Below are 20729 nucleotides of genomic sequence, written 5' to 3'. Positions count from 1 at the left end.
CGCCGGTGCATCGGGAACGGTCGCATCCGGGCGCCCGGGCAGGCAAGTCCCCCGAAAGTCCGGCTTCGCGCACGGCCGGCGGGCACATATCCGCCGATCCCGAGTTGCCCAGCCGGCGGGCGGTGTGGGACAGTCCGGCCCTTCAGGATGAGACGGCCCCACGGGGAGCCGGGGAATCCGGGGCAGGAAGCGAGGCCGGTTTGGCGCACGAGGTGGGAACGGCGCGAGCAACGGTGCGGGTGCGCGCGCCGGCCCGGCTGCATTTCGGCTTCCTCGACCTGCATGGCGGGCTCGGCCGGCGCTTCGGCAGCATCGGCCTCGGGCTCGACGCGCCCGGAATCGACCTCACCGCCACCCGCGCCGACACCTTGACCGTTACCGGGTCCGAGATTCCCGGCCTCGCCGCCGAGTGCGAGCGGGTGCGCGGCTACGCGGCCCTCGCGGCCCGCCATCTCGGTGTGCCAGAGACGGGGGCGTTCCACCTCGCCGACCTCATCCCGGCCCATGCGGGCTTCGGCTCCGGCACGCAGCTCGCCCTCTCGGTCGCGGCAGCCCTGGCCGCGCTCCACGGCGCGCCCTTCGCGCCGGCTGCCTTCGCGGACGTCCTCGACCGCGGCAACCGCTCCGGCGTGGGCCTTGCCGCCTTCGTCACTGGCGGCCTGATCGTCGATGGCGGCCGCGACGACAGCGAGGCGCCGCCGCCGGTGATCGCGCGGCTGCCCTTCCCCGACACCTGGCGGGTGGTGCTGCTGCTCGATGCCGGTCGTACCGGCGTGCACGGCGCCGAGGAGCGCCGCGCCTTCCGCGAACTCCCGCGTTTTCCCGCGCCGGAGGCGGCCGAGATCTGCCGCACGGTGCTGATGCAGGTGCTGCCGGCCGTCGTGACGGAGGACCTGGCGCGGTTCGGCGCCGGGATCACCGCGATCCAGCGCCGGATCGGCGACTACTTCGCGCCCCACCAGGGCGGGCGCTACGCCAGCGCCGCGGTGGCGGCGGCGCTCGCCGACGTGGAGGCGGCCGGCATCGCCGGCTTCGGCCAGAGCTCCTGGGGGCCGACCGGCTTCGCGCTCGTCGGCAACGACGCGCAGGCCGAGGGGCTGGTCGCGTCCCTGCGCGCCTGCCACCCGGGCCTGACCACCCGCATCGCCCGCGGGCGCAATTGCGGCGCGGCAGTCGACTGACGGATTGCCACCAACGTCCAGGCCACAGGCGGCGCCGGCGGGCGTAAAGGTAGAGACGACACCCGAACTTTCAGCGCGAACCGGGCTGCCGACGAGCGGCCGCGACGTTCGCCGCCCCGGAGGAGATGTCGGATGGCCCGCTCGATCCTGCACATGCTGACGCCGCTCAAGCACATGAGCCCGTTCGACGTGAACATGGCGGTGGATGCAGGATTCGAGGTCGTCTCGACCTATACCGGCGTGGAACTGGCCGAGGTGGTGCCGCTGGTCCAGGACTCGATCTTCTCCCGCGCGCCGCAGGACGGCACCCGCACGGCGATCTTCATCGGCGGCAAGAACGCGGAAGCCGCCCTCGACATGGTGGACGCCGCGACCGGCGCCTTCGTGCCGCCCTTCGCCAACCACGTCTTCGCCGATCCGGCCGGCTCCTTCACCACCGGCGCCGCCATGGTGGCCTGCACGCGCCGGGCGCTGAGGGACAAATTCGGCGAGGAGTTGACGGGGAAGCGCGTCGCGATCTTCGGCGGCACCGGCGTCGTCGCCTATTGCGCCGCGGTGATCGCCGCGCAGGAGGGCGCGCACCCGATCATCGTCGGTTACAATGGCCGGGCGCGAGTGGCGACGATCGCCGAGGGCATGCGGGCGCGGTTCGGGGTCGCCGTCGAGGCGGCGGACGGCGCGAGCCGGGAGGGCCGCGTCGCGGCAGCCCGGGACGCGGAGGTGATCCTCTCCGCCGCCGCCGCGGGCGTGCAGGTGCTGAGTCCTGAGGACCTCGCGCAGGCCGGCCGCCTCCTCGTCGCCGCGGACGTCAACGCCGTGCCGCCGGCCGGCATCGCAGGGATCGACGTCCACGCCGACGCCGTTCCCCTGCCGGGCGGGCGGGGCGTCGGCATCGGGGCGCTCGCCATCGGCAACGTCAAGTACGGGACCCAGGCCGGGCTGTTCCGCCGCCTGCTCCAGGCCGACCGGCCCCTCGTCCTGGATTTCCGCGAGGCCTACCGGCTCGCCGTCGAGATCACCGACCGGACCGCCGCGGCGTGACGGCTCGGGCGGTCCTGATCGCGGCGCAATCGGGCCGGGCACTCGCCGCCGCGGCGCGGCGCGCCGGCTACAGCCCCTTCGTCGCCGACCTGTTCGGCGACGCGGACACCCGCGCGCTCGCCGCCGGCTACCGCCGCGTGTCCGGCCGACTCGGCGCCGGACCGGGAACCCGGGGCGTGGAGGCGGCCTTGTCGAGCCTCGCGGCGGAGGCGGGTGCCCCCGTCGGCCTCGTCCTCGGCTCAGGCTTCGAGGGCGCGCCGGGGCTGATGCGGCGGCTCGCCAAGCGCTTCCGGCTGCTCGGCGCCGCGCCGGAGGCCGTCTCGGCGCTCAAGGATCCGGCCGGCTTCGCGTCCCTGTGCGCGCGCCTCAGCATCCCGCATCCGGAGATCGCCCTCGCGCCGGTGCCGGATCCCGAGGCCTGGCTGATGAAGCGGCGCGGGGCCTCGGGCGGCGGCCATATCCGCCCGGCCGGGCCGGGCCGGCTCCCGGCGGGGGCCTATCTCCAGCGTCGCGTGCCGGGCCGGCCCCGCTCCCTCAACGCGCTGGTCGACGGCCGCACCATCGCCGTCCTGGCGGTGACGGAGCAGTGGACGGCGCCCGGACCCGGCCGGCCGTTCCGCTACGCCGGCGCCGCCGGGCCGGCCGCGCTGCCGCCTGCGGTGCAGCAGGCAGCGGAGCGGGCGCTGGCCGGTCTCACCGTCGCCACCGGGCTCCGCGGCCTCGTCAGTGCCGACCTTCTCGTCGATGGCGAGGCCTGGTGGCTGCTCGAGATCAATCCCCGACCCGGCGCCACCCTGGACGTCCTCGATCGCGGGCCCGTGCCGCTCTTCGCCGCCCACCTGGCGGCGGCCGGCGGCCGGCTGCCGGAGCATCGGTCAGTCCTCCCGGGCGCCGCCGCGACCGAGATCCTCTACGCCGATCACGAGATCTCCGCGGTGCCGTTCCTCGACTGGCCCGACTGGACGATGGACCGCCCGCCGGCCGGGAGCCGCGTCGAGGCCGGGGCGCCGATCTGCACGGTGCTGGCCGAGGGAGCGGATGCGGGCGCGGCCCGGCGCGCCGTCGCGATGCGGGCGGCGGAGCTGCGGGCGCGGCTGGAGGGAACGACTGACACCGCATTGGCTTTCGCCAGCCGCCGCTCCATGCTCGACGGAGTATCGCGGGATCCCCTCTCGCGTGTGGAAGAGGGGTAGGGGTGAGGGTTGGCGCGGTTCAGGATCAAGCACGAAGCGTCGAGCTGCCAGCACGACGGTCACCGCTCTACACTGAAGCGCGCCACCCTCACGCGCGATCTTCGATCGCCCCAACCCTCTGCCACACGCGAGAAGGGGACCCGCGCCACTCCTTTCCCCGAACAGCCCGACCCGAGCGGGAGAGGGGATCCCGCGCCTGCCACCTAACGGGGCCACAGACCCCGACCGGTCTGACCGGCCGCCGCGGGGCACCACCCCGCTCCGGCCCGAGGGAGTTAACCCGATGAGTTCATCCACCACCCCGTCCCGCCCGAGCGTGAACGCGCTCGCCGCTCCCCTGGTCGAGGCCCTGGCCGCCGACGCGGCCCGGTTGCGGCTCGCCGTGACGCGGGCGCCGGACGGGGCGCGGCTGATCGATGCCGGAGCGGGCGCGCGGGGATCCGTCGAGGCCGGGCGGCGCATCGCCGAGATCTGCCTGGGCGGCCTCGGCACCGTGACGGTGGGTCCCTCAGGCCCCCTCGAGGCCTGGCCCTTCACCCTGACCGTGCACAGCACCGACCCGGTGCTCGCCTGCCTCGGCAGCCAGTATGCCGGCTGGAACCTCGCCGACGAGGAGGGCGATTCGGGCTTCTTCGCCCTCGGCTCCGGTCCCGGCCGGGCGGCGGCGGCCGTCGAGCACCTGTTCGAGGAGCTGGCCTATCGCGATGCGGCCCCGCGCGTCGCCCTGGTGCTCGAATCGGGCAGCCCGCCGCCAGCCTCCGTCACCGCCAAGGTGGCGGCCGCAGCAGGCGTCCAGCCCGCCGACGTCACCTTCGTGTACGCCCCGACCCAGAGCCTCGCCGGCGCGACCCAGGTGGTCGCGCGGGTGCTGGAGGTCGCCCTGCACAAGGCCCATTCGGTCGGGTTCGACCTGAACGCCATCGTCGACGGGCTTGGTGCCGCGCCGCTGAGCCCGCCGCATCCGGACTTCATCCAGGCGATGGGCCGCACCAACGACGCGATCATCTATGGCGGGCGGGTGCAGCTCTTCGTCGAGGCCGACGACGCCGACGCCAAGGCTCTGGCCGAGGCCCTGCCGAGCACCACCTCGCGCGACCACGGCGCGCCCTTCGCGGAGATCTTCGCCCGCTTCAACGGCGATTTCTACGCCATCGACAAGCACCTGTTCAGCCCGGCCGAGGTGGTGGTGACCTCGCTGCGCTCCGGTCACAGCCACCGGGCCGGCCGGCTGGTCCCGGAGCTGGTCGCGCGCTCCTTCGCCTGAGGGGAGCCCCATGCGGATCGGGCTCGCGGCCGATAATGGCGCCTGGCACAAGGCAAAGCTTCTCGCCGCCTTGACGGATCTAGGCGCGGCACCTCGGCTCTTCTCGCTGGCCGACGTCACGGTCGAGACCGGGCATCCGGAGCCCCTGCTCGTGCCGGGCTTCGGCGGCGACCTGCCGGACGGCGTGCTCCTGCGCACCATCGCGGGCGGCACCTTCGAGGCGACGACGATGCGGCTCGGCGCGCTCCACGCGCTCGTCGCCGCCGGCACCGTGGTGTGGAACAGTCCGACCGCCATCGAGCGCTCGGTCGACAAGGCGATGACGAGCCTGCTGCTCGCCCGCCACCGCATCGCGACGCCGGAGACCTTCGTGCTGTCGCGCCGCGAGGCCGCCGCGGAGGTGGTGGCCCGGGAGGCTGCACCCGGGAGGCCGCTGGTGCTGAAGCCCCTGTTCGGCTCGCAGGGCGAGGGGCTGCAGCTGATCTCCAGGCCGGAGGAGCTGCCGCCCGAGGAGCTGGTCGGGCGGGTCTACTACCTGCAGCGCTACGTCGCCCGGCGCGACGGGGCCTGGCAGGATTACCGGATCTTCGTCTGCGCCGGCCGGGCCATCGCCGGGATGATCCGCCAGGGCGACGGCTGGATCACCAACGTCCACCGCGGCGGCCGGCCGCTGCCCTGGCGCCCGCCGGCCCGGGCCGCGGAGCTGGCGGAGCAGGCCGCCGCGGCGGTCGGCTGCAGCTACACGGGGGTCGACCTCGTCGAGGACGGGGAGGGCGGCTTCCAGGTGCTCGAGGTCAACAGCATGCCGGCCTGGTCGGGCCTGCAGCAGGTGACGCCGGTCGACATCGCCCGGGAGATCGCGACCGGCTTCCTGGCGGCGGTACGGGCCGGGCACGGGCCGCGTCTCGCGGTCGCCAGGCCGGCGTGATGGGACGCGAATCCGCGCTGCGCCCGGAGGCGATCGCCGAGGCCTATCTCGCCGCCTGCCGGGCGGAGCTCGCGGCGATCAAGCCCGGCAACGTCCACGTCCACGCCGCCGGCCACCGGATGAGCGTCGCGGATTTCGAAGCGAGCGCGGCGCTCTCCGCCCCGCCTCTCGCGGCGGCGGGCGCCCGGGTCGGGGCGCGGATCGAGGGCGCGGTCGCCGCCACCCGCGCAGGGGTCGGCCAGAACACCAATCTCGGCATCGTGCTGCTCTGCGCGCCGCTCGCCGCCGCGGCGGAGCAGCCCGGCCCGCTGCGCGCGGGCCTCGCGGCGGTGCTGGCAGGCCTCGACGACGCGGACGCCGCCGGCCTCTACGCGGCGATCCGGCTCGCCAGCCCCGGCGGGCTCGGGCGGGCAGAGCGACACGACGTGACGGCGGGCGGCCCGCCGCCGCCGTTCCTCGCCGCCATGGGCGAGGCGGCGGCGCGCGACCGCATCGCCAGGGCCTACGTCACCGGGTTCGAAGACCTGTTCGCGACCGGTCTTGCGGCCCTGGCGGCGGCGCGCGCCGCGGGCCTGCCCGAGCCGTGGACCACCACGGCGGTCCATCTCGCCTTCCTGATCGGCTTTCCCGACAGCCACATCGCCCGCAAGTTCGGCCCCGTCGTGGCAGAGCGGGTGCGGGCGGAAGCCGAGGCCGCCCTGGGCGGGCTCATCCTCGGGGAGGGCGCGCGGGCGGCCTTGCTCGCCCACGATTCGGCCCTCAAGAAAGCGGGCCTCAACCCCGGCACCAGCGCCGATCTCACCGTGGCGACCCTGTTCCTCGACGCCCTCGGGCGCCTGAAGGGGTAGAGGCACTGCCGTCGATGCAACCCGCCAATAAGTCCTAGTCCCGATGCGGCTCGTTTGCGGGCTTCAGGGCCGGACTGGACCATTGTACCGGGCCAGCCGACTTGTTCACGGTTCAGCGGCGCTGTAGTGTCCGGCCGCTATCCAGACAACCGGTTCGGCTTCACGCTGAACGCCGACAGCAAGGATGGCGGGGCCGAGCCGCATTGTTCCGGCGGCCGGTTAACCTTATCGACACCTGGGAGAACCCCCACATGGCGACGATCAATAAGGTGATGGTGGGCGAAGCCCTCGTCGGTGACGGCAACGAGGTGGCGCATATCGACCTCATCATCGGCCCGCGCGGCAGCGCCGCCGAGACGGCGTTCTGCAACAGCCTGACCAACAACAAGCACGGCTTCACCAGCCTGCTCGCGGTGGTGGCGCCGAACCTGCCGTGCAAGCCCAACACCCTGCTGTTCAACAAGGTCACCATCAACGACGCCCGCCAGGCCGTCCAGATGTTCGGCCCGGCCCAGCACGCCGTCGCCAAGGCGGTGCAGGACTGCGTCGCCGAGGGCATCATCCCGGCCAACGAGGCCGACGACCTCTACATCCTGGTCGGCGTGTTCATCCACTGGGAAGCCGCGGACGACGCCAAGATCGAGAAGTACAACTACGAGGCCACGAAGCTGTCGATCCAGCGCGCCATCAAGGGCACGCCGACCGCCGCCGAGGTCACGCAGCAGTACAAGACCGCCCAGCACCCCTTCGCGGCGAACGTCGCTTAGACAGGAAACCGTCCGGAACAGTCAGCGGCGCCTCCCCCGCCGCCCCCGCCGCCTCCGCCGCAGGGGCTGTTCCAGCGACTGGCCTCCATCTTCCTCGGACGCTGAGTGCATGATCGGGAGGGCCCTGACCGGGGCCCTCCCTTCCCGTGTCAGGCCCGCAGCCGCCCGTCATGGATCGCGCTCGCGACCAGCACCCCGGCGGCGCCCGCCTGCTCCAGGGCCGGCAGGTCCTCCGGCCCGCGCAGGCCACCGGCGGCGTAGAAGGCCGTCCGCTTCGCGCGCGCCTTGAGAGCGGCAAGCCCGGCAAGATCCGGCCCCGCGCCGCTGCCGACCCGCGACAGCGTCATCACGATCACCTCCGGCGGCCAGGAAGAGGCATCCTCGTGCAGCTCCAGGGCGCCAAGGGGCGCGCCGTCGCGGCTGTCGAGGGAGAGCACCGCCGCGGGGCCGAGCCGGCGCACCAGGGCCGCATCGGCCTGGCTCTCGCTGCCGAGCACCGGCCGCCCGAGGCCCGTTTCCAGGAACGCCGCGACGCCGTCCTCGGTCGCGAAGCCGGCATCGACCCACAGCTCCACCCCCGGGCAGGCCGCCGCGATCGCCCGTAGAGAGCCGAGGTCGGGCGGGGTCCCGTCCATGATCGCGTCGAGATCGGCGACGTAGAGCCGGCGCGCAGGCCAGGCCGCGAGGAGGCCGCGCGCCACGTCGGCGGGGGCGGGACCGGGGCTGAGGGGGGTCACGATCGGCGCATAGCGTTCACGGTCGCCGGCCCGGGCCCGCACCACGACGCCGCCGCGCAGGTCGAGGACCGGCACCACCTCGGTCCGGGTTGCGAAGCTCGGTCCGCTCATGCCACCCCGCCCCGACCATGTCCGTGCGAGATCCGATCGTGACCCATCCCCATCCCTCCGCCTCGCTCCGTCGCGTCATCGGCTGGGACCTCGGCGGGGTCCATGTCAAGGCGGCGCTGGTCGAAGGTGGCCGCGTGCAAGCGGTGGTGCAGGCGCCGTGCCCGCTCTGGAACGGCCTGCCGGCCCTCGACGCCACCTTCGCCGCCCTGCCGGGCTGGGCCCGCGAGCCCGCCCGCCACGCCGTCACGATGACGGGCGAATTGACCGACTGCTTCGCCGACCGCGCCGACGGCGTGGCGCAGCTCGCCGCCTGGGCCGCCGGGCACCTGACAGGCGAGGTCGCGATCTATGCCGGACGCTCCGGCTTCGTCGCCCCCGACGCGGCGGTACCCTGCGCGCCCGACATCGCCAGCGCCAACTGGCACGCCACCGCCGCCCTGGTCGGCACCCTGCGGCCGGACGCGCTCCTCGTCGATATCGGCTCGACCACCGCCGACCTGATCCCGATCCGGGACGGGCAACCCCGGGCGATCGGGTACAGCGACGCCGAGCGGCTCGAGACGGGGGAGTTGGTCTATACCGGGGTGGTGCGCACGCCAATCCTGGCCCTGTCCCGGACCGCGCCGTTCCGCGGCCGGCGCACGGCGCTGATGGCCGAGTGCTTCGCCACCACGGCCGACGCCTACCGCCTGCTGGGCCTGCTGCCGGAGGCGGAGGACCAGCAGGACAGCGCCGACCTCAAGGGCAAGTCGATCCTCGAGACCGAGATCCGCCTCGCCCGGATGATCGGCCGCGACCGTCACGAGGGCACGGGGGCCGACTGGGCGCGGCTCGCCGGCTTCTTCGCCGAGGCCCAGCTGCGCCTGCTGCACGACGCCGCCGGCCTGGTCCTGTCCCGCGGCGAGCTGTCCGATGAGGCGTCGGTGGTGATCTGCGGCGCCGGCCGCTTCGCCGCCGCCAGGCTCGCCACGCGCCTCGGGCGCCCGATGGAGGATCTGTCGGACCTGATCGCGCCGCGCCTCGCCCCCGAGGCCGCCGCCTTCGCGTCGACCTGCGGGCCGGCAGTGGCGGTGGGGCTTCTGGCAGCGGGGAGTCTTGCAGCGAAGGGCTGATCGTCCGGTCAGACGCGCCGTGCGAGGGCGGGCCCGAGCCCGTCGTCGAGTGCGCCGCTCGCGCCGAGCCATGGCATGCTGATCGGGCTGTCGACGAGCAGCAGCAGGGTCCGGCGCAGGAGCTGGTCCTGGGGCTCGGGGCCGCCGGCCGCTCCGAGGCCGGTGCGGTTGAGCCGGTCGTCGAGCTCCCGGGTGATGCCGAGGAAACCCATGCTCCAGCCGGAGAAGCGGCGCTCGACCGCGACATCCATCTCGATCACCGCCAGGGTGTGGTGGCGCCGGTCGACCAGGATCGATTCGAAGATCGGCTGCACGGCGGGCCGGGGTCCCTCCAGCACCTGGAAGAAGCCGAGGCCGGTATAGACCAGCACGCCGGTGACCGCGGCCGCCTGGTTGCGCCGCCGGGCGGTCGCCAGCAAGGTCGCGACATGGCCCTGCCCCAGCATCACCTCCGCCGGATGCGCGGCTTTGCTCTTGTAGATGATGCGGAAGATGTCCTCGGACATCCGAATCTCCGGGGCAGCGATTCGATCTGAATAGGCCAAATGGCGCGGGTCGCGATAGCGCCAGGACGCATGACAGGAAGAATTCTGCGTCGGGGTCGCTACTCAGGATAGAAGTCCCAGGGACGAATCAGCTGCGCCAGCGCAGCTCCCGCGGCTCGAGGGGATTGACGAAGGCAGCGCCGGCCTCCCGGGCGCGCAGGAACTCGCGCTTCAGGCTGAAATACCATTGCGACTGCACGTCGCTTTCGCCCATCAGCACCATCGCGGGCTTCCGGTCGAGGCCGCGCTGGGCGATCTGGAGCACGTCCCGGTCCTGGCCGAGGAACTGGCGCATCAGCGGTCGGGCGACGGGCTTGAGCAGGTTGAGCGCCGGGATGTTCCAGTACATCGCGTTGATGAGCGCGGTGCGCCCATTCGCGAGCGGCGACGCGAAGGTGTAGTTCGCCAGGCGCTTCGCGCCGGCGGTGATCCGCTCCAGCCGCACGCCCGGCAGCCGGAACTCGATCTCGACCTCCGGGATCGAGCCGAGCAGGCGATAGGCGAGGGAGGCGGTCTTCGCCGTGTGGCTCGTCATGGTGAAGCCGAAGGGCGAGGGGGCGAAGTGCTTCACCTTCTCCTTCATCGTCTTCGACGGGCGCCACCACCAGGAATCGTGCACATAGGCGACGTGGGCCGGATCGACGAAGCTCAGAGCCACGAGGTCGAACGAGGCCTCGACCTCGAGGATCTCGACCAGCTGTCCACAATAGTCGAAGTCGACCTCGGGGATCGGCGGCGCCGCGTCCGGGTTCGCATTGGCCGGGTTCGCGTTGGCCAAGTTCGCATTGGCCAAGTTCGGGTTGGCCAAGTTCGCGTTGGCATGGACCCAGATCAGGCCGGATTTCTCGGCCACCGCGAAGCGGGCGAGGCGGACCGAGGCGAAGTTGGCGTCGTCCCGGCGGGCCAGCGCGGGGATCGCCGCGCAGACGCCGTCGGGCCGGAACTGCCAGCCGTGGAACGGGCAGACGAGGTTGCCGTCGACGATGCGGCCTGCCGAGAGGGCCATGCCGCGGTGGGGGCAGCGGTCGCGCAGCGCGAACAGCGCGCCCGATGCCTCGCGTCCGACCACCACGGCCTCCTCGCCGAGGCTGACCGACCGCATCCCGCCGGGCCGCAGGCTGCGGCTCTCGCCGACGCAGTACCAGACGTCGTCGAGCGCCCGGCGGATCGGATCCCCTGTCATGCCTCTTCCATGGTCCTCAAAGCCTGGTCGGCGCACTCCTCGGCCGACGGGACGTCCTTACCCGATCCTGCGGGCCCGTGAAGCGCCAGGATGCGCGCATCCCGGAACGGCGAGCGGGGCAGTTCGTTACCGTGCCGGCAATGCCGCAGGGCCAGCGCGCCCTATATCCGCCCGCGGCCGCATGGTCGCGGGCCTGAACCCTTGAGCCCCTGACGGAGGATGACACGATGAGCCTGCTCGGGACGATCGTCAGCAAGATCCTGCACCCCTTCGGCGGCGGCGAGGCCCAGGCCCAGACGCCGGCCGAGACCTCCACCACCTCCACCAGCGCCCCGACCGGCGGCTCGGACGCGGCCTCCGGCGGCGACGTGCCGAAGGTCGACGGCAAGGTCGATGTCGAGGCGGTGCTCAACGACCTCGCGTCCAAGGCCGGCCAGCCGCTCAACTGGCGCACCTCGATCGTCGACCTGATGAAGCTGCTCCACCTCGACAGCAGCCTGTCGGCCCGCAAGGAGCTCGCTCAGGAGTTGCACTACACCGGCGACACGAACGATTCCGCCACGATGAACGTGTGGCTGCACAAGCAGGTGATCAAGAAGCTCGAGGAGAACGGCGGCAAGGTGCCGGACGATCTCAAGGACTAATAAGACCGGCCTGCCCCGGGAGGGGCGGGCCGCCTCCGGGGAAGATCCCTCGGCGAAGGGTCCTGCGGTCAGGAATCCTCCGGCCCGCCCCGTCCGGAGAGGCGCCGGGCCTCGGTGAGGAGACGCCTCGCATCGGCCACGGCATCGCCGAGTCCCATTCGCCCTCGCCGCACCTGCGCGGCGAGGGCGCTGGCCCTCCGTCGCAGGCTCTCGGCCTCGGCACGGACCTGCGCCGCCGACAGCACGAGTTCGTCCAGCCGCTCGCAGATCTCGGGCAGGCTCATGTCCGGGGTCAGGGCGGGCAGACCCGGCACGGGCGCGGCCTCGGGCAGGCAGACCAGCGGCAGGCGGGGCCAGGTCCCCCGCAGCCGCACCGCGAGCCCCGGCAGCTCCGGCCAGGTGGACAGGCCCGCGCTCACCAGCGCCAGATCGATCACCCGACTTCCGCCGATGGCCGTCGGCACCGGGTCCAGCTCCGCCCCGACGGCGTCGACGATGCCGTAGCCCATGGCCGCGAGCTGCCCGGCGAGGGCCGGCACCGCCTCGCCGGCGGTGCGGAGCATCATCAGGACGGGTTCGCACGGATCACCCATCCCATCCGGGTAGCATGCGGATCACGGTCGCTGTACCCGCCGTTTGGCCTATGGGTGTCATGAACCGACGACGTAGCGTGAGCTTTGCGCTCGGGTGAGCCCTGAGCGCAACGCCTTTCCATCAATGTATGCGATAGCGACTGGGCGCTGATCGCGCCCCGTCTGGTGCTGCTGCGCCAGGATTCGGGGCAGCGCGACCACGACCTGCCCGAGATGCTCAACGGGCTACGCTCCATCGTCAGGGCGGGGGCGCCGTGGCTCCCTGAATCTTGGTCATCAACGCGGCATCGCTGCGGGCACGAGCCGGTTGCGTCTTGGGATCGGCACGCCGTGCAGCGTGCGCGGAGTTCGTCGATGGGGCGATCGGCAGCAAGCACCCTGCAGATCGGCTCGACCCCGTAGACCTCCCGGTGCTCGTCGATGAAGGCGATCATGAGCCGCAACCGGCGGCCGAGCTCCGCGATGGCACAAACCACCGAGGCCTCGCGCAGGATCTCGTCGGCTTGGCGCGGCTCGCGAACCTCTCGCTCGAGCGCCCTGATCCGCTCGCGCTCGTCCGTGGTCTGGCCCGGCCGCACGTCCTGATCCCGCTCGGACTGGCGCACCCAGTCCCTCAGCGTCTCGCCCGAGCAGCCGATCTTGGCCGCGATCGACTGGATCGCCGATCGTTGCGAGCCGTCCCCGCCCTCGCGCTCGCGCACCTCAGAAGGTAAAAGGGGCTGCTCCCTTCGTCATGGCTCCATCCTCTCAGAAGGGGAAGCTTCCGGGAAACCAGGAGCGGTTCGGTGCGGCTCACGATCGACCCGCACACCTCATTCCGGGACCATGCGAGCGTCATGATTCGTCGGTTCCGGCCTGTGCGAAGGGGCGAGCCTGTGGAGCAGGGCGGCGGTCCCAGGATCGGCGGGGAAGAAGGCCTCGACGGCGAGTTCCGACAGGGTGATGTCGACGGGCGTGCCGAACACCGTGGTGGTGGACAGGAGCGAGAGGCGACCCGCCGGGACGGCGAGAACGAGCGGCACCGCCACGCCGATCCCATCGCAGAGCGGGGCGTTCGGCGGGGCGGGATAGGCGCAGAGCTCGTCCGAGAGCCGGGCGAGGACCGGATCGGCGCTCGCGGCGACCTGCTGGCGCAGGCGGTCGAGGAGGTGAGCGCGCCACTCTCCCAGATTGAGGATGCGCGGCGCCAAGCCGCCAGGATGCAGGCTCAGACGCAGCACGTTCACCGGCGGAGCGAGAAGGGCAGGGTCGACCCCGTCGAGGAGGGGGGCCACGGCGGGGTTGGCGGCGAGCAGCCTCCAGTGGCGATCGACCGCAAGGGCCGGGTAGGGAGCGTGGCCGTCGAGGATCCGCACCACCGCCTGGCGGGCCGGGGCCAGCGCTGGATCGTCGAGGGAGCGCTCGGCGAAGACCGGGGCGTAGCCGGCGGCCAAGAGCAGGGCGTTGCGCTCGCGCAGGGGGATCCCGAGGCACTCGGCGAGATGCAGCAGCATCGCCCGGCTCGGCCGGGCCCGGCCGCTCTCGATGCAGCTCAGGTGGCGCTGGGAGATTTCCGCCTCCAGCGCCAGGTCGAGCTGGCTCAGGTGCCGGCGCCGGCGCCAGTCCCGCAGGATCTCGCCCGGCGGGCCGGCGGCGCTGAGGATCACCGGGTCGTCCCTCAGGCCGGCACCCGGTCGAGGAAGCCGGTCACCTCGGCGAGGCGACCGCCCTCCAGGATGGCGAAGTCCGTGCCCTCGACCACGCCCTCGCCGCCCTCTGGCACCAGGGCCCAGGAGAACCGCAGCCAGAAGCGCAGGTGATCACCGTAGCCGTCTGGTCGACCGGCGAGGCGGAATCGCAGGCCGGGAAAGCGCGCCTGTACGGCGCCGATCAGGGCGTCGAGCCCGTCATGGCCCTCGCCGGCCATAACCGGGTCGCGGTATCGGACGCCCTCGGTGAAGGTCTCGGCGAGGAGGGCACGGCGGCGGGCCGGGTCGGTCTCGTTCCAGGTCGCGAGGTAGCGGGCGGCGAGGGCAGCGGGGTCGGTCATCGGAGCGTCCTTCCTCCGGGTGGGTGCGGCAGGAGAATGGACGGGGGAGCGGGCGCCCGTCGATGACCCCGGAGGTCATCGTCGGCGCCGCGCCTACTCGGTCACGATCACCCGGTTCGGCAATTCGTCGCTGTCGCCGGGTTGCGGTGGGGCGGCCTCGGCCAGGATCGCGCCGGCGCTCGCCACCGCCCGCACCAGACCCTCCGCCAGGGCGTCGCGGCGGAGCGCCGCCACGAGGTCGTCCAGCACCGGGCGCCAGGCGTCGGGGGTAGCGCCAATTCCGGTATCGGTCACCACGTCGGCATAGCGCTCGGCGAGGGCAACGTAGATCAGCACGCCGGTGCGGCCGCGCGTGCGGGCGAGGCCGCGGGTCCGGAACTCGTGCTGGGCAGCGGCCCGGGCACGGGCACGGCGCAACGGCCGGGGCAGGGCGCGGGGCAGGCGGGCGAGGCTCGGGGCCGCGGCGAAGCCGAGGAGCAGTGCCAGGGCCACGACGAGTTGGACCAGGAAGATTCGGGTGGCGGAGAGCCCGGTCAGCAGGATCAGCGGCCAGGGCACCAGGAGCGCGCCCGCCAGAGCCAGGGCCGGCGGCAGGCTGCGATAGGCACCGGAGCGGGCCGCCACCATCACCACGATCTCGCCCGCCGTGCCGCGCTCGGCGACCGTGATCGCCGCAGCGATGCGGGCGCGCTCCGCCTCGCTCAGGGTCGTCATCGGCATCACCAATCTCCCGAGGCACCGCCGCCGCCGGAGGAGCCGCCCCCACCCGAGAAGCCGCCGCCGAACCCGCCACCCCCGCCGAAGCTCCCGCCATAGCCGCTGCCGAAGCCTCCGCCCCCGGGACCGGGCACGACGATCCAGTTGCCGCCCGTTCGGCGATGCGGCCGTCCCGGGCCGCCGCCACCGCCGCGAGTCAGGAGCCGAACCAGCACGAAGCCGATCACCACGAGCAGGATCAGCACCAGGACCGGATCGAGGTCGCTCCCCGAATCCTCGCGCACCTCCGCCCGGCGCTGCCACTCGGCGGCGTCGCCGGACAGGATGCCGAGGATCCCGTCCACGCCCGCCTGGATGCCGCCGGGAAAATCCCCGGTCTTGAACTTCGGCGCCACCGCGCTCGCGATGATCACCTTGGACAGGGCGTCGGTCAGCGCCCCTTCGAGGCCGTAGCCGACCTCGATCCGCACCTTGCGCTCGGTGGGGGCGATGAGGAACAGCACGCCGTTGTTCCGCGCCTTGCCGCCGAGCCCCCAGGCGCGGAACAGGCGGTTCGAGAAATCCTCGACCGAGGTGCCCTGGAGCGAGGGGATTGTGGCGACCACGACCTGATCGGTGGTCTTGTCCTCGTGCGCCTTCAGCTTCGCGGCGAGGGCCGCGCTCTCCTCGGGCCGCAGCAGGCCGGCGCCGTCGACCACGCGGCCGGTGAGCGGCGGCAGGTCGAGGGCGGCCGCCGTCCCGGCCGAGAGAACCAGGAGGAATGGGATCAGGAGGAGGGCGAGGAGGCCGGCACCGGCCGGGCTGCGCATCACCCTAGAACTTCACGTTCGGCGGGCGGCTCGCGTCGGGCGTGGCGGTGAAGGCCTCCATGGGTTTGGCCTCCGGGTAGAGGGTGGAGGCGATCCAGCGGCCCGGGATGGTGCGGATCTCGGTGTTGTAGGCCTGTACGGCCTGGATGTAGTCGCGCCGCGCCACCGCGATGCGGTTCTCGGTGCCCTCGAGCTGCGATTGCAGGGCGAGGAAGTTGGCGTTCGACTTCAGGTCGGGGTACCGCTCGACAGTGACGAGGAGCCGGCCCAGCGCCCCGGAGAGCTGGTTCTGGGCGTCCTGGAACTCGCGGAACTTCTGCGGATCGCTCACCGTCGAGGCGTCGACCTTGACCGAGGTCGCCTTGGCGCGGGCCTCGGTGACCTGCACCAGCACGTCGCGCTCCTGCTGGGCGTAGCCCTTCACGGTCTCGACGAGGTTGGGGATCAGGTCGGCGCGGCGCTGGTACTGGTTCTGCACCTCGCCCCAGCGCGACTTGGCGGCCTCCTCCAGGGTCGGCACACGGTTGATCGCATCGCAGGCCGAGAGGGTGGTGGCGAGGCTGAGCGCCAGGACGACGAGGCGCAGGCGGCCGAGGAGGGAAGCGGTCATGGCGGGCGGCGTGGCTCCTGGTTCACGGGGCAGCGCCTCCCGGCGCCGCGAGCGTTGCCGTCATCAGATAGGCGGCATTCCGCCGCGGACCAGCGGTGGGCAGGGCGGGCGATCCCGGGGCAGAACCCGCCGCCGGTTGGTGCGGCGGCGCTCCGGCGTTATGCCCTGGCCGCGGCCGGTGCGGGCCGATGCGGGACCGGCATGGCGAAGCGAGCGGCCAAGAGTACAGCCAGGGCTGAGAGTGCGACCGAGGTCGACGGAGCAGCCGAGGCGAGAGCGGCGAAGGCGAAGACCGCCAGGACTGCTCCGGCCAGGATGACCCTGGCGGAGAGGCTTTCGGCCGCGGTGGCCACGGAGACCGGGCCGGCGGGCAAGCCGCCCTCGGCGACCTCCCTGTGGCGGGAGGCGCGCAACGCCGCCGCAAGAGCGCGGCTGGAGAAGTCGTTGCCGGCCGTGTTCCCGGTTCCGGTTCTGCGCCACGCCCTGTCGCGGCCCCTGGTGCCGCCGACGCCGCGCCTCGCCGTCGAGAGCTACTGGCGCCACCACATCCTGCGGGCCGACCGTCTGGCGCGGGCGCTGGCCGCCGCCTCCGGCCAGCCCGAGGGCTGGACCTGGCGCCTTGGCACTTGGCGTCCGGACATCCGGCGTCCGGACATTCGGCGTCCCGAGGCGGCGGCCGGGGAGGACGTGTCAGAGAAGGGTCTCGCGTTCAGCTTCCGGATGCCGCCGGCACCGTTCCGCGAGGTGTCGTACACCCTGGGCAAAGGGCATTGCTGCATCTGCGGCCAGCCGGTCTACCGCTTCGGCTGGCATCGCGACCTGTGGGGGCAGGGCACGCCCAACCGCAACGCCGCGTGGCACGCGGCGTGCGTCGCCGCCTGGAAACTCTGGACCGCCCCCAGCGACCACGTGAAGGAATTGAAACGCCGCCAGGGCCACCGCTGCGCCCAGTCCGGCAAGCGCCTGCTGCGCACCGCCGAGGTCGACCACCGCGTGCCGCTCTACCGGATCTGGCGCGAGGAGCGGGCGCGGCCCTGGCCCGAGCTCCTGGGCTACTGGGGCCTGCCGAACCTCCAGGTGGTCAACCGGGCGATCCACGCCGACAAATGCGCCGCCGAAGCGGGCGAGCGGGCCAGCGTGAGACGGAAGGCGGGTCGCGCGGAGGAGGACGATTTCTGCCCGTCCTCGCCCGACATCGTTCAGGCGCCGGACCCCCTCTCCCGCATGGAGGAGAGGTAGGGGCGATCGACGATCGCGCGGGGGTGTGGGGCGTCTGTGCAAAGCTCGAATGACCGTGCCGGTCGCCGAACGTCCAGAGCTTTACCCTGAACCCTCACCCCCTCCCCCGCGAGGGAGAGAAGACGCGCTCGAACTCTGGACGGTGCGAGGCGACGACCTCACCGCGGGAAGATGTGCAGCCCGTCATCCGGCAGCAGGTTGCGGGCGGGACCGCCGGTCTGCTGGCCGCCGCCCTGCTGGTAGGCGGGCAGCTCGGGGCGGCGATCGTTGTCGCCGCCGGTATCGTACACCCAGGGTGCGGACCACGGAGCGCGGCCGCCGACGGTGCCGGTGGCATCGATGTCGCGTGGGCCGTAGCGGTAGGCCGGGCCCGGCTGGGCGGAAGCGGCGAGAGTGGTCGCCAGCAGGGCGAACGGGATCACAAGGGTCCGGAGGTGGCGCATCGGCGTCCTTTCCGAGAGACAAACTGTCCGAGAGGCGTGCGGTCCGACGGACTTGCGGCCGCCCGGCGTTGGGGGCCGCGGGGGCGGCCCGATTGCCGAGATAACGGCCAGGCTGGTCCCGGCGTTCCAGCGCGGCGGGAGGCGCCACCCTGCGGCCGGGCCGGTTGAAACTTCCTGGCGATGCGGCCTCAGCCCCGCCGCAGCTTGGCGTAGCGCTTGAGCACCCGCTCGCGCTTGAGGCGCGACAGCCGCTCGATCCAGAACAGGCCGTCGAGCTGGTCGATCTCGTGCTGCAGGCAGGCGGCGAGGAAGCCCTCCTCCTCCGCCTCGTGCTCCGTGCCGTCGAGGTCCTGGAAGCGCACCCGCACCCGGGCCGGGCGCTCGATTTCCTCGTCGACGCCCGGCATCGAGACGCTGCCCTCGCGGTGGCGGGCGCTCTCGGGCGAGGCCCAGACCAGCTCCGGGTTGACGTAGACCCGGGGCGCGAGGTCGAGCCCCGCCCGGATGATCGTCAGCCGCACCGGCGCGCCGACATGCGGGCCGGTGAGGCCGAGCGCCGAGACCGACAGCAGCGTGTCGAGGAGGTCGCCCGCGAAGCTCCGCAAGGCCTCGTCGAAGGCGGTGGCAGGGGGCGCGGCCAGGCGCAGGCGCGGGTCCGGGTAGAGCACCAGGGGGAGGGCGGGCATCGGGGTCTTCTAGCGGGTGTGGAAGGATTCGGGCCACAGGCCGGCCCGCTCGATCCCGACGACCAGCACCACCACCGCCAGCGCGACCGCGAGCACGACCAGCAGGTTGCGGCCCGGCACGCCCCGGGCGATCAGCACGAGCACCAGCAGCAGGGAGATGACCGAGACGACGATGTCCATGGCGGGGTCCTGTCCTTGGGGGCGTTCCGATCGGGCTGGGAGGGCCGTCCGTCAAGCCGGATCCGCACCGGGGCGTTCCGATGCGTCCCGGCCGAAGGGTCGGGTGCCTGACCAAACCGTAACCTTCGCGCCACGGGGCGGTCAGGCCCGCCGACCATAATGGCCCCATCGAACGGCCGCGAGCGCGGCCCTCGTGAGACGGAGCCCAGAGAAACCCGATGTCCCAGACCACCGAGACTTCCGCCACCGCGACCCGCCGCTTCCACCGCAAGGCCCTCGCCTCCGTGGCGGCCGTCACCCTGGTGGCCACCGGCGCCCTCGGCACCGCCTTCGTGCAGCCCAGCACCCCCGCCTACGCCCAGGCCCTGCCGCAGACCCCGATCACCACCGCCGAGCACCCGCCGGGCAGCTTCGCGCCGATCGTCAACCGGGTGAAGCCGGGGGTCGTCTCGGTGAAGGTGAAGCTGAAGGACGACGCCTCGGACGACGAGGACGGCGGCGGCCGGCCGAACCTGCAGAACGTGCCGCCGCAGCTGCGCGAGTTCTTCCGCCGCTTCGGCGAGGGCGGCCCGGGCGGCATGCAGGCCCCGCAGCGCCACGGCGGCGGCGCGGCGCAGGGCTCGGGCTTCTTCATCTCGGCCGACGGCTACGTGGTGACCAACAACCATGTGGTGAACAACGCCAAGTCGGTGGAGGTCACCCTCGACGACGGCCGCACCCTGCCGGCCAAGATCATCGGCACCGATCCGAAGACCGACCTGGCGCTGCTCAAGGTCACCGAAGGCGCGCCGTTCCCCTACGTGAAGCTCGCCCACGGCGCGCCGCAGGTCGGCGACTGGGTGGTGGCGATCGGCAACCCGTTCGGCTTGGGCGGCACCGTCACCGCCGGCATCGTCTCGGCCCGCGGCCGCGACATCGGCGCCGGCCCCTACGACGACTTCCTTCAGATCGACGCGCCGATCAACAAGGGCAATTCGGGCGGGCCGACCTTCAACGTCAGCGGCGAGGTGGTGGGCGTCAACACCGCGATCGCCTCGCCGTCGGGCGGCAATGTGGGCCTCGCCTTCGCGATCCCGTCCGAGACGGTGCAGGCGGTGGTCGACCAGCTGCGCGCCGACGGCAAGGTCGCCCGCGGCTATCTTGGCCTGCAGATCCAGCCGGTGACGAAGGACATCGCCGACAGCCTCGGCCTCGACAAGGCCAAGGGTGCGCTCGTGACCAGCGCCCAGGACGGCACGCCCGCCGCCAAGGCTGGGCTGAAATCCGGCGACGTGGTCCAGGCGGTGAACGGCGATCCGGTGACCGATGCCCGCGAGCTGTCGCGCAAGATCGCCTCGCTGAAGCCCGGCACCAAGGTCGACCTGACCTACCTGCGCGGGGGCAGGACCGAGACCGCCCAGGTGACCCTCGGCACGCTGCCGAACGACACCAAGGTGGCGAGCCTCGACGACCGCCGCGGCGGCCGGGGCGACAGCCAGCCGCGGCTCGGCCTGAGCCTCGCCCCGGCGGGTCAGGTCGGGGCCGGCCAGGAAGGCGTCGCGGTGGTGGGTGTCGATCCGGACGGCCCGGCGGCGGCCAAGGGCATCCAGGAGGGCGATATCATCCTCGACGTCGGCGGCCAGCCGGTCTCGAACCTGTCGGACGTCGCCACTCGCATCCGCGCCGCGGAAAGCGACGGCCGCAAGGCGGTGCTGATGCGGATCAAGAACGACAAGGGCACCCGCTTCGTGGCGATCGGCCTGCAGAGCAAGAACGGCTGACGCCCGAACACGGGACATCCGGGTACGAGACGAGGCGCCGGCCCCGCGAGGGGCCGGCGTTCTCGCGTTGACGTCATACCCTCGCGCCTTCGTATCGATGCGAAGGCGA

The 20729-nt window shown here is 72.8% G+C and carries 23 protein-coding genes, 2 pseudogenes and 1 other annotated feature; of the genes and pseudogenes, 12 read left to right on the top strand and 13 right to left on the bottom strand.

Features of this window, described 5'->3' with window-relative positions; genetic code table 11:
• Nucleotides 1-200 precede the first annotated feature (200 nt).
• The 7 genes from MFF64_RS03710 to fae all read left to right on the top strand — a co-directional run bounded on the left by MFF64_RS03710 (nt 201) and on the right by fae (nt 7222).
• Nucleotides 201-1181: a beta-ribofuranosylaminobenzene 5'-phosphate synthase family protein gene (locus MFF64_RS03710; RefSeq protein WP_238189679.1), complete on the top strand. Its 981-nt coding sequence runs from the start codon at nt 201-203 to the stop codon at nt 1179-1181.
• Between the two features lie 132 nt (nt 1182-1313).
• Complete coding sequence (locus MFF64_RS03705) at nt 1314-2222, top strand: NAD(P)-dependent methylenetetrahydromethanopterin dehydrogenase (protein ID WP_238189677.1); 909 nt, start codon at nt 1314-1316, stop codon at nt 2220-2222.
• On the top strand, nt 2219-3415 hold the full coding sequence (locus MFF64_RS03700; protein ID WP_099906860.1) for an ATP-grasp domain-containing protein: 1197 nt from the start codon (nt 2219-2221) through the stop codon (nt 3413-3415). Before MFF64_RS03705 ends, MFF64_RS03700 begins: the two co-directional genes overlap by 4 nt.
• Before the next feature lie 283 nt (nt 3416-3698).
• The gene (gene mch / locus MFF64_RS03695; protein WP_099906862.1) at nt 3699-4679 is read left to right on the top strand and encodes a methenyltetrahydromethanopterin cyclohydrolase; all 981 of its coding nucleotides are present in this window, start codon (nt 3699-3701) and stop codon (nt 4677-4679) included.
• A 10-nt stretch (nt 4680-4689) separates the two neighbouring features.
• Nucleotides 4690-5607: an ATP-grasp domain-containing protein gene (locus MFF64_RS03690; protein WP_099906865.1), complete on the top strand. Its 918-nt coding sequence runs from the start codon at nt 4690-4692 to the stop codon at nt 5605-5607.
• On the top strand, nt 5607-6455 hold the full coding sequence (locus MFF64_RS03685) for a triphosphoribosyl-dephospho-CoA synthase (protein WP_099906866.1): 849 nt from the start codon (nt 5607-5609) through the stop codon (nt 6453-6455). The genes MFF64_RS03690 and MFF64_RS03685 overlap by 1 nt, the downstream gene beginning before the upstream one ends.
• Before the next feature lie 251 nt (nt 6456-6706).
• A complete protein-coding gene (gene fae, locus MFF64_RS03680; protein ID WP_048449095.1) occupies nt 6707-7222 on the top strand; it encodes a formaldehyde-activating enzyme in 516 nt (171 codons plus the stop codon).
• A gap of 149 nt (nt 7223-7371) precedes the next feature.
• On the opposite strand, the gene MFF64_RS03675 is transcribed toward fae, so the two are convergent.
• Nucleotides 7372-8070: a HisA/HisF-related TIM barrel protein gene (locus tag MFF64_RS03675; RefSeq protein ID WP_099906869.1), complete on the bottom strand. Its 699-nt coding sequence runs from the start codon at nt 8068-8070 to the stop codon at nt 7372-7374.
• 38 nt (nt 8071-8108) lie between these two features.
• Between MFF64_RS03675 and MFF64_RS03670 the strand changes: the two genes are divergently transcribed.
• A complete protein-coding gene (locus tag MFF64_RS03670) occupies nt 8109-9182 on the top strand; it encodes a hydantoinase/oxoprolinase family protein (RefSeq protein WP_238189675.1) in 1074 nt (357 codons plus the stop codon).
• Nucleotides 9183-9190: 8 nt separating this feature from the next.
• Here MFF64_RS03670 and MFF64_RS03665 read toward each other — a convergent pair whose 3' ends face one another.
• Nucleotides 9191-9688 carry a BLUF domain-containing protein gene (locus MFF64_RS03665; RefSeq protein ID WP_099906871.1) on the bottom strand — a complete coding sequence of 166 codons (498 nt, stop codon included), beginning with the start codon at nt 9686-9688 and terminating at the stop codon, nt 9191-9193.
• A 127-nt stretch (nt 9689-9815) separates the two neighbouring features.
• Nucleotides 9816-10910, bottom strand: a complete 1095-nt coding sequence (locus MFF64_RS03660; RefSeq protein WP_238189673.1) for a Rieske 2Fe-2S domain-containing protein — start codon at nt 10908-10910, stop codon at nt 9816-9818.
• Between the two features lie 227 nt (nt 10911-11137).
• Between MFF64_RS03660 and MFF64_RS03655 the strand changes: the two genes are divergently transcribed.
• Nucleotides 11138-11554 carry a DUF3597 domain-containing protein gene (locus MFF64_RS03655; protein WP_238189663.1) on the top strand — a complete coding sequence of 139 codons (417 nt, stop codon included), beginning with the start codon at nt 11138-11140 and terminating at the stop codon, nt 11552-11554.
• A gap of 68 nt (nt 11555-11622) precedes the next feature.
• Here the strand turns inward: MFF64_RS03655 and MFF64_RS03650 are convergent, their stop codons facing one another.
• On the bottom strand, nt 11623-12120 hold the full coding sequence (locus MFF64_RS03650) for a hypothetical protein (RefSeq protein ID WP_099901916.1): 498 nt from the start codon (nt 12118-12120) through the stop codon (nt 11623-11625).
• Nucleotides 12121-12241: 121 nt separating this feature from the next.
• On the opposite strand from MFF64_RS03650, the pseudogene MFF64_RS03645 reads away from it, so the two are divergent.
• Nucleotides 12242-12405 (top strand): annotated as a pseudogene (locus MFF64_RS03645) (IS5/IS1182 family transposase); the annotation flags it as partial.
• A 4-nt stretch (nt 12406-12409) separates the two neighbouring features.
• On the opposite strand, the pseudogene MFF64_RS03640 reads toward MFF64_RS03645, so the two are convergent.
• The 6 genes and pseudogenes from MFF64_RS03640 to MFF64_RS03615 all read right to left on the bottom strand — a co-directional run.
• A pseudogene (locus MFF64_RS03640) lies at nt 12410-12848 on the bottom strand (transposase); the annotation flags it as partial.
• Nucleotides 12503-12624: a sequence feature (AL1L pseudoknot), on the bottom strand. (Overlaps the previous pseudogene by 122 nt.)
• A 111-nt stretch (nt 12849-12959) precedes the next feature.
• Nucleotides 12960-13790, bottom strand: a complete 831-nt coding sequence (locus MFF64_RS03635) for a helix-turn-helix domain-containing protein (RefSeq protein WP_238189913.1) — start codon at nt 13788-13790, stop codon at nt 12960-12962.
• Between the two features lie 14 nt (nt 13791-13804).
• Nucleotides 13805-14176: a nuclear transport factor 2 family protein gene (locus MFF64_RS03630; protein WP_099899434.1), complete on the bottom strand. Its 372-nt coding sequence runs from the start codon at nt 14174-14176 to the stop codon at nt 13805-13807.
• 93 nt (nt 14177-14269) lie between these two features.
• Nucleotides 14270-14896 carry a TPM domain-containing protein gene (locus tag MFF64_RS03625; protein ID WP_099899432.1) on the bottom strand — a complete coding sequence of 209 codons (627 nt, stop codon included), beginning with the start codon at nt 14894-14896 and terminating at the stop codon, nt 14270-14272.
• On the bottom strand, nt 14896-15702 hold the full coding sequence (locus MFF64_RS03620; protein ID WP_099899436.1) for a TPM domain-containing protein: 807 nt from the start codon (nt 15700-15702) through the stop codon (nt 14896-14898). Before MFF64_RS03620 ends, MFF64_RS03625 begins: the two co-directional genes overlap by 1 nt.
• 4 nt (nt 15703-15706) lie before the next feature.
• A complete protein-coding gene (locus MFF64_RS03615; protein ID WP_099899430.1) occupies nt 15707-16312 on the bottom strand; it encodes a LemA family protein in 606 nt (201 codons plus the stop codon).
• 345 nt (nt 16313-16657) lie between these two features.
• Between MFF64_RS03615 and MFF64_RS03610 the strand changes: the two genes are divergently transcribed.
• Nucleotides 16658-17551 (top strand): hypothetical protein, encoded by an 894-nt coding sequence (locus MFF64_RS03610; protein ID WP_425324294.1) that lies wholly within the window; start codon nt 16658-16660, stop codon nt 17549-17551.
• Nucleotides 17552-17709: 158 nt separating this feature from the next.
• Here MFF64_RS03610 and MFF64_RS03605 read toward each other — a convergent pair whose 3' ends face one another.
• From MFF64_RS03605 to MFF64_RS03595, 3 genes are all read right to left on the bottom strand, one after another.
• Nucleotides 17710-17994 carry a hypothetical protein gene (locus MFF64_RS03605; protein ID WP_099899426.1) on the bottom strand — a complete coding sequence of 95 codons (285 nt, stop codon included), beginning with the start codon at nt 17992-17994 and terminating at the stop codon, nt 17710-17712.
• Between the two features lie 188 nt (nt 17995-18182).
• Complete coding sequence (locus MFF64_RS03600; RefSeq protein ID WP_099899424.1) at nt 18183-18680, bottom strand: peptide deformylase; 498 nt, start codon at nt 18678-18680, stop codon at nt 18183-18185.
• 9 nt (nt 18681-18689) lie between these two features.
• Nucleotides 18690-18860 carry a hypothetical protein gene (locus MFF64_RS03595; protein ID WP_165795510.1) on the bottom strand — a complete coding sequence of 57 codons (171 nt, stop codon included), beginning with the start codon at nt 18858-18860 and terminating at the stop codon, nt 18690-18692.
• A gap of 218 nt (nt 18861-19078) precedes the next feature.
• On the opposite strand from MFF64_RS03595, the gene MFF64_RS03590 reads away from it, so the two are divergent.
• Nucleotides 19079-20620 (top strand): Do family serine endopeptidase, encoded by a 1542-nt coding sequence (locus MFF64_RS03590; RefSeq protein ID WP_099899422.1) that lies wholly within the window; start codon nt 19079-19081, stop codon nt 20618-20620.
• The last annotated feature ends 109 nt before the right edge of the window (nt 20621-20729 follow it).

Origin of the sequence: Methylobacterium frigidaeris (genome assembly GCF_022179185.1) — a bacterium.
In the GTDB taxonomy this organism is placed as follows: Bacteria; Pseudomonadota; Alphaproteobacteria; order Rhizobiales; family Beijerinckiaceae; genus Methylobacterium; species Methylobacterium frigidaeris.
The sequence above is the reverse complement of the archived record's forward strand: the minus strand, read 5'-3'. Positions and strand labels throughout refer to the sequence as shown.